This is a genomic window from Vibrio sp. Vb1574, from assembly GCF_033338675.1.
Genome location: NZ_JAWOTC010000095.1, coordinates 1 through 2,297, shown reverse-complemented (window position 1 = coordinate 2,297; position 2,297 = coordinate 1). Strand labels below are relative to the sequence as shown.

At 44.0% G+C, this 2,297-nt stretch carries 1 protein-coding gene and 1 tRNA gene; one reads left to right on the top strand and one right to left on the bottom strand.

Annotation, left to right across the window (positions count from 1 at the left end):
* The first annotated feature begins 1 nt into the window (after position 1).
* Positions 2-77: transfer RNA gene (locus tag R7O12_RS23720), tRNA-Asn, on the top strand.
* A gap of 246 nt (positions 78-323) precedes the next feature.
* Here R7O12_RS23720 and R7O12_RS23715 read toward each other — a convergent pair.
* Positions 324-1,760, bottom strand: coding sequence for an NAD-dependent succinate-semialdehyde dehydrogenase (locus R7O12_RS23715; RefSeq protein WP_081007970.1), 1,437 nt, complete (start codon positions 1,758-1,760; stop codon positions 324-326).
* Between the last annotated feature and the right edge of the window lie 537 nt (positions 1,761-2,297).

The following is a 2,297-nucleotide window of genomic DNA, read 5'->3' as shown; positions in this document are numbered from 1 at the left end:
TTCCTCCTTAGCTCAGTTGGTAGAGCGACGGACTGTTAATCCGCAGGTCGCTGGTTCGAGCCCAGCAGGAGGAGCCATATTAGAAGAAGCCGCATCACTTGATGCGGCTTTTTTGTATTAGTTTAAAGCTAAGCTCTCTCCTACTACCCACGAAATAACATAAGCGCTTTGATTATTAAAAACCGCTTACCGCAAGCTAACTATCGACTCACTAAGTAACCAGAAAATATTAACCACAAACGCGCGTGGCAAATGGTGTATCTTTCAACTAAAAAAAGCCAGGTAAAAACCTAGCTTTTTAATTCAATCGGCCATCTCTGAAATCAGCTTAAACCACCAAGACAAATATACTTTGTCTCCAGATATTCATCGAGTCCTTGCTTAGCACCTTCCCGTCCAACACCCGACTCTTTAACTCCACCAAATGGAGCCACTTCAGTAGAGATGATCCCTTCATTAACTCCAACCATGCCGTACTCTAAACCTTCACTAAAAGCCATAATACGCTTCAAGCTATTCGTATAGAAATAGCAAGCCAAACCATATTCTGTATCGTTCGCCATTTCGAGAACTTGATAATCATTTTCAAAGGTAACAATAGGCAACACAGGCCCGAATAGCTCTTGCTGAACAATCGACATATTCTGCGTCACACTATCCAAAAGAACGGGCTCCATAAAGCGACCAGGCCGTCTCTGTGGAGAGTTAGCAATAGAGGCTCCTTCTTGTACAGCTTGATCGATCACCGCCTCTAGTCGATGCTTAGAGGCCATCGTAATAACAGGACCTAATGTGACACCTTTCTCTAAACCATTTCCAAGCTTTAATTTGCTTAACTTCGACAATACTTTATCAATAAAAGCTTGTTTTACATTTTTATGAACATATAGCCGATTGGTACAAACACATGTTTGCCCTGCATTACGGAACTTCGACGCGACAAGCCCTTCCGCAGCCTCATCTAAGTCTGCATCTTCAAACACGATGAAAGGCGCATTACCACCCAACTCCATCGACACCGCCTTGACTGAATCACTGGCTTGCTTCATCAAAATTTTCCCAACGCGCGTAGACCCCGTAAAAGAGATCTTCTGAATCCTAGGATCAGTACTTAGTACTTGACCAAACTCAGCAGCCTGCTCCGACACCACGACAGAAAGCAGTTCTTTAGGGATACCAGCCTGATAAGCTAATTCAACAACAGCAATTGCAGTGAGAGGGGTAAGCTCTGATGGCTTGATCAACATGCCACAACCTGCCGCTAGGGCTGGTGCTGCTTTTCTTGTAATCATCGCAATAGGGAAGTTCCAAGGTGTAATTGCAGCGCATACTCCCACAGGCTGGCGAATTGCAGATAGACGTCTATCTGTCGTGGGGGCAGGAATAACTTCGCCATAAGCACGTTTTGCTTCTTCTGAGAACCACTCGACAAAAGAGGCACCATACATCACTTCCCCTTTGCTCTCAGCTAAAGGTTTACCCTGCTCTAAGGTAATAATCGTGGCTATGTCTTCTGCATTATCAAGAAGTAGTTGATACCACCCCCTCAAACGACGAGAGCGCTCTTTGGCACTTAATTTAGCCCAACGGACTTGCTCCGTTTTGCACTGACCAATGAGATCATCTAACTCATCAAGAGTACTAGGCTTTAACCGAATTAACTCTTGCTCAGTTGCAGGGTTGATGACCACAATTCCCTCTTCGGAAGACCATTGCTTAAATACAGATTTCAGCGTTTCATTTTTTATTTGTTGCATCATCAAACATACTCCTCAAGAACTCCTCTTAGGTTAATCGCTACTAGCAAGTTCAGCAAAGAAAACAAAGTTTTCTAAAAGGCATTAATTTTCGGAAGACTTAGATCTCTTCCTCACTATATTTCGGGAAATTGCGTAATCCACGCAACGACGGTCCCGCTCTAAACATGGAAGCAATGAATGTTTGAGAAATAAGATGTAGAAAATTATTGTTTAAGAGAGACGCTAACAAAACGCGCAGTGAGGAAGACTATTCATTCTACTACGGTTGAGGGCGAGTGTTATAAAGACTCATTGTTCAAATGACCAATCTTTCAACAAGGACATAATACAAACTCGGAGTAATTGGAAGTGCAGGCAGCAGGCCCATCTTCCTGAGAAACTCATGTGCCAAAAGGGTAAAGAAAGTCGTATTGTCTCGCCTTCAATGTGTAAATGCATTTCTAGGGGACACGACCAAACGAAAAAGCCCCAGTCTTTCGACTGGGGCTTAATATAAGTGGCGGAGTGGACGGGACTCGAACCCGCGACCCCCGGCGT